The organism is Desulfolutivibrio sp., from assembly GCF_036584575.1.
In the GTDB taxonomy this organism is placed as follows: Bacteria; Desulfobacterota; Desulfovibrionia; order Desulfovibrionales; family Desulfovibrionaceae; genus Desulfolutivibrio.
On the sequence record NZ_JAZHDB010000070.1, the window covers coordinates 1 to 5368 of the forward strand.

Sequence of the window (5368 nt, forward strand, 5' to 3'; positions counted from 1 at the left end):
CAAGGGGAGAGCGAGGGGGAGTTCGATTTCGGCGGGGACGTGCCCGTGCCGCTGGGGGTGAGCGTGACCCGCATCGTGGCCGAGGACGGCGGGCAGGTGGGCACGCTTTATCTGGTGCGGGACTTGCGCGAGGTGCGGGCGCTCCAGGAGGAGGTCCGGCGGCGCGAGAAGCTGGCCGCCATGGGCAACCTGGCCGCCGGGGTGGCCCATGAGATCAGGAACCCCTTAAGCTCCATCCGGGGCTACGCCACCTATTTCGGCAGCAAGTTCGCCCCGGACAGCGAGGACCGCAAGGCCGCCCAGGTCATGGTCCGGGAGGTGGACCGCTTAAACCGGGTCATTTCCGAACTCATCGACTATTCCCGGCCCTCGGAACTGGCCCGTCGCCCCATGTCCCTGCGCGACGCCGTAGAGCACTGCCTGCGCCTGATCCGCCCCGACGCCGAGGCGTCCGCCGTGCGCGTGGCGACCCATGGCCTGGATGCCGCGCCCACGGCCCAGCTCGATCCGGATCGGTTTTCCCAGGCGCTTTTAAACGTCTTTCTCAACGCCGTGCAGGCCATGCCCTCGGGTGGGACGCTGTCCGTGACCGTGGGCGTGGCCGACGACGGCCGGGCCTTTGTGGAGACCGCCGACGAGGGGGTGGGCATCGACCCGGCGGACATGGGCAAGATATTCAACCCCTATTATACCACCAAGGCCACGGGGACCGGGCTTGGGCTGGCCGTGGCGCTCAAGATCGTGGAGGCCCACGGCGGCGAGATGCGGGCCGCGCTCAGGCCGGGCGGGGGCACGGTGTTCACCATGCTTTTGCCCCTGGCCCGCGACACGTATGAGGAGAAGGCATGAAGCCGAGCATTTTGGTGGTGGACGACGATCCCGGACACCTGTCCATGCTGACCACGGTGCTTTCGGGCTGGGACTATCGGGTGGAAGGGGCCGCAAGCGGCCAGAAGGCCCTGGCGGCCATCCGCGAAAAGCCCCGGGATCTCGTCCTGACGGACGTGCGCATGGCCGGGATGGACGGCATCGAGGTGTTGCGCGCGGTCAAGGAATACAACCCGGCCATGCCGGTCTTGATCATGACCGCCTATTCCTCGGTGGAAACGGCCGTGGAAGCGCTCAAAAACGGAGCCTACGACTATTTGATCAAGCCCCTGGACATGGATGTGCTGCGCCTGACCATGGACCGGGCCCTGGACCATCTGCGGCTGCGCACCGAGAACCGGGCCCTCAAGGAGCGGCTGGCGGAGGGCTTTCAAAGTGATGAGATCATCGGCCAAAGCCCGGCCATGAAAGAGCTTTTGGACATGGCCGCCCTGGCCGCGCCCACCGAGGCCACGGTTTTGGTCACCGGCGAGTCCGGCACGGGCAAGGAACTGGTGGCTCGGGCCATCCACCTCAACAGCCCCCGCAAAAACGGGCCGTTGATCACGGTCAATTGCGCCGCCCTGGCCGAGACCCTGCTGGAATCCGAACTGTTCGGCCACGAAAAGGGGGCCTTCACCGGGGCCGACCGACGGCGCGAGGGCCGATTCATGGCCGCCGACAAGGGCACCATCTTTCTGGACGAGATCGGCGAGGTCTCCCCGGCCACCCAGGCCAAGCTGTTGCGGGTCATCCAGGAGCGCGAGATCGAACGCGTGGGCGGGGATCGGCCCATCGGCGTGGACGTGCGCATCCTGGCGGCCACCAACCGGGATCTCAAGGCCGAGGTGGAGGCCGGGCGGTTCCGGGAGGATCTGTATTATCGTCTAAACGTCCTGGTGCTGGCCGTGCCCCCCTTGCGTGAACGCCGGGAGGACATTCCGCTTCTGGCCGCGCATTTCCTGGGCCGGTTCTCCAAAAAAAACCGCAAATCCGTCAAGGGATTCTCCCCCGGGGCCATGGAGGCCTTTATCCACCACCCGTGGCCGGGCAACGTGCGGGAGCTGGAAAACGCTGTGGAACGCGGGGTCATCCTGGCGGTCGGCGACTACCTGACCGAGCGGGAACTGCCGCCGGGGGTGGCCGCCGCCGTGCCGGAGGCGCCGCCGGGGTCGGGGCGCATCGGACATGACCCGGCCGATCTGGCCGGACAGCCCCTGGAAGACATCGAGCAGCGGGCCATTTTGGCCACGCTGAAAGAAACCGGCGGCAACAAGAGCGAGGCGGCCAGGGTCTTGGGCATCACCCGGGCCACGCTGCATAAAAAGCTCAAGAAATACGGGGAAGAATAGCTCCCGCTCGCCATACGCGCGGTTGTGGGCGAAAAAAGGCCGGAGGGAGACATGTCCCTTCCGGCCTTTTCGTTACGGGATTCCAAAGGGGGCGAGCCCCCTTTGGCCGCCGGAGGCATCTCCCCCGGCCCAAAGCACACTACACCCGGGACGCGATTTGATACACCGCCGTGGCTGCGGCAAAGCCCAGTCCCGTATTGAAAGACCTGGCGATTGAAAAATAGTATATATTTTTCAACGCATTATTTTAAATCCTGGACGCGATTTGATACACCGCCGTGGCTGCGGCGAAGCCCAATCCCGTATTGAACACCATGGCGAAGGCGGCCCAGCCCCAGGACGCCTCCCGGGCCATGGCCACCACCGTCACGAAGCATGGCGCGTACAGGATGGTGAAGATGATAAGCGCCAACGCCGAGGCCTTGGACATGGCCGGATCGGCGGCCAGCCTCTGGGACAGGGGCATGGCCTCCCCGGGGTCCACCTCGCCCAGGGCGTAGGAGGTGCCCAGGGTGGAGACGATGACCTCCTTGGCCGCAATGCCGCCCAGAAGCGCGATGTTCACCCGCCAGTCGAACCCGGCCAGCCGGGTGACCCTCTCCAGGGCCGTGCCCAGGCGTCCGGCCAGGGAATTTCGCAGGGCGGCCTCGGCCTCCTGGTTGTCGATGTCGGCCAGGCGCGCCTCCAGGTCGGCCAGGGCTGCGCCGTCCAGTCCCGGGGCGCCCGTGGTCTCGGCGGCCTCCAGCCCGGCGGCAAGCGTCTGGCGGCTGGTCGCATAGCCGTCGGCCACGTCCTGGGGAAGCTGGGGATAGGTCATGGCCGCCCACAAAAGAACGGAGATAGCCAGGATCGTGGTCCCGGCCTTTTTGACGTACTGCCAGGCCCGCTCCCAGGTATGCAGAAGCACCCCGCGCAGGGTGGGGATGCGATACGGCGGCAGTTCCATCAAAAACGGCGTGGCCTCGCCCCGGATCACGGTGGAGCGTAAAAACCGGGCCACCACCAGGGCCGCGCCCCAGGAGGCCAGGGTGATCCAGAACATGGCCGTGCCCGCGCCCTGGGGGAAAAAGGCGCCCACAAGCAGCACGAAGACCGGTATCTTGGCCCCGCAGGCCATAAACGGCGCGGTCAAAATGGTGGCCAGGCGCTCCTTGGGACTGCGCAACGTGCGCGCGGCCATGACCCCGGGCACGGCGCAGCCGCCCGGGATGCCGCCGGAGATGATGAAGGGCATCACCGAGCCGCCATGCAGCCCGAAGATCCGGAACACCCGGTCCAGCATGTAGGCCATACGGGCCATGTAGCCCAGGTCTTCCAGGTAGGACAAAAGAAAGAACATGATGACGATCAGCGGCACGAACCCGAGTACCCCGCCCACGCCGCCGATGATCCCCGAAACGACCAGCGATTGGATCTGCCCCGGGGGGATGATGGCGGAGGCCAGCCCCGACAGCCAGGAAAAGAAATCCTCGAACCAGCCCATGGGATATTCGCCGATGAAAAAGACCATCTCGAACATGCCGTACAAAACGCCCAGCATGAGCAGCGGTCCCAGAAAGCGATCCGTGACCACCCGGTCCACCTTGTCGGAATAGACGATGCGTTCCCGGCTGGCGTCTTTTTTGATCACGCCCTGCTTTAAAAGCGAGGCGATGAACCCGTAGCGGTAGTCGGAGATGAGCGCCTCGGGATAGGAATTCATGGTGGCCGTGAGGTGTCCGGCCAGGCGTTCGACAATGGCCGCCAGACGGTCGAACGCCGCCCCGGCCTGGCGGCAGATGCCCGCCACCTCGTGGTCGCCCTCAAGGAGTTTGAGGGCCACCCACCGGGCGGGCAGGCGGCCGTCGAGAAAGCGCGCGGCCTCGATGATGTCCGTCATTTCCGCCAGGGCCGCGTCCACGTCCGGGCCGTAGGACAAAATCAGCGGCTCCCAGGGACGGCGGTTGCCCCTGGCGAAGTCCAGGGTCGCGTCCAGAAGCCGCTCCTTGCCCTCGCCGATGCGGGCCACGGTCTCCACCACCGGCGAGCGCAAAAGCCTGGACAACAGCCCGGTGTCGATCTGCATGCCCCGCTTTTTGACCTCGTCCATCATGTTCAGGGCCAGAACTACCGGCACGCCCAGCTCCAGAAACTGCACGGTCAGATACAGGCTGCGTTCCAGGGCCCCGGCGTCGAGGATGTTCACCACCATCTCCGGGCGCTCGTCCACCAGGAAATTGCGCGCGGCAAGCTCCTCGGCGGAATAGGCGGTCAGGGAATAGGTGCCGGGCAGATCCACCACATGGACGGTCACGCCATTATGCTTCAGGCGGCCTTCCTTTTTCTGCACGGTGACGCCCGGATAGTTGCCCACATGCTGCCGTGAGCCGGTCAGGGCGTTGAACATGGTGGTCTTGCCGGAGTTGGGGTTTCCGGCCAGGGCGATGGTCAGCGTGTTCCCGGTCATGTCAGTCCTGCCTGATCACGAGGATGTGGTCGGCCTCGCTGTTGCGCAAGGTCAGGGTGAAGTCCCGCAGCCGCAGGGCCACCGGATCGTAGAGCGGGGCCCGGCCTATCACCTGGACCGTCGTTCCGGGGACGATCCCCATGTCCCGGATGCGGCGGCCGAGTTCCCCGGCGGCGGCCACGGAATGGATGACCGCCTGGGTGTTGACCGGAAGCTGACGTAGACAGATCGGTTCGGACATTGTTGCTCCCTTGTCAGGCGAAGTCCGTCCTGGATGTTCCGGGTTCGTCCTGGGCCGGATGCGAACCTGAGTTGCTCAAGGGCGATATCCCATTGCGTGACGGAAGGAAAGAACCGCCGGATGCGGAAGGAGGGACCGCGCCGGTTCCGGGAATAAAAAAGGCCCGGCCAGTCCTTACGGAGCGGCCGGGCCTGTCGGGTTATGGATTTGGGAACGAGAGGTTACACAAAGAGTCTGGTGGTGTGGAAGACCACGACCGCCATCACGAAGGCGAAGACCATGGAGCCGCCCACGGAGAAAAGCGCCCACTTCCAGTTGGATTCCTTGGCGATGCACACCACCGTGACCATGCACGGGGTGTACAGCAGCATGAAGACGAAGACGCTTAAGATCGCCGGAAGCGTCCAGGCCGGATCGGCGGCCAGCCGGTCGCTTAACGTCGTGGCGTCGTCGGGATCGACC

4 protein-coding genes and 1 pseudogene are annotated in these 5368 nt (G+C 65.4%); 2 read left to right on the top strand and 3 right to left on the bottom strand.

Annotated features, from left to right (window positions below):
* A partial coding sequence (locus V3572_RS05340; protein WP_332109949.1) for an ATP-binding protein occupies positions 1-849 on the top strand: 849 nt, incomplete at its 5' end.
* Positions 846-2219, top strand: a complete 1374-nt coding sequence (locus tag V3572_RS05345) for a sigma-54-dependent transcriptional regulator (RefSeq protein ID WP_332109950.1) — start codon at positions 846-848, stop codon at positions 2217-2219. The genes V3572_RS05340 and V3572_RS05345, both read left to right, overlap by 4 nt.
* 247 nt (positions 2220-2466) lie before the next feature.
* Here V3572_RS05345 and feoB read toward each other — a convergent pair whose 3' ends face one another.
* From feoB to V3572_RS05360, 3 genes and pseudogenes are all read right to left on the bottom strand, one after another.
* Entirely contained in the window at positions 2467-4665 is a 2199-nt protein-coding gene (gene feoB / locus V3572_RS05350) for a ferrous iron transport protein B (protein ID WP_332109951.1), read from the bottom strand.
* Between the two features lies 1 nt (position 4666).
* Positions 4667-4906: a FeoA family protein gene (locus V3572_RS05355; RefSeq protein WP_163303210.1), complete on the bottom strand. Its 240-nt coding sequence runs from the start codon at positions 4904-4906 to the stop codon at positions 4667-4669.
* 221 nt (positions 4907-5127) lie between these two features.
* Positions 5128-5368, bottom strand: a pseudogene (locus V3572_RS05360) (ferrous iron transport protein B); the annotation flags it as partial.

What these genes read in the sequence shown, in the direction of transcription:
- V3572_RS05345 (WP_332109950.1), top strand. Translation starts at nt 846, where the DNA reads ATGAAGCCGAGCATTTTGGTGGTGGACGACGATCCCGGACACCTGTCC.
- feoB (WP_332109951.1), bottom strand. Translation starts at nt 4,665, where the DNA reads ATGACCGGGAACACGCTGACCATCGCCCTGGCCGGAAACCCCAACTCC.
- V3572_RS05355 (WP_163303210.1), bottom strand. Translation starts at nt 4,906, where the DNA reads ATGTCCGAACCGATCTGTCTACGTCAGCTTCCGGTCAACACCCAGGCG.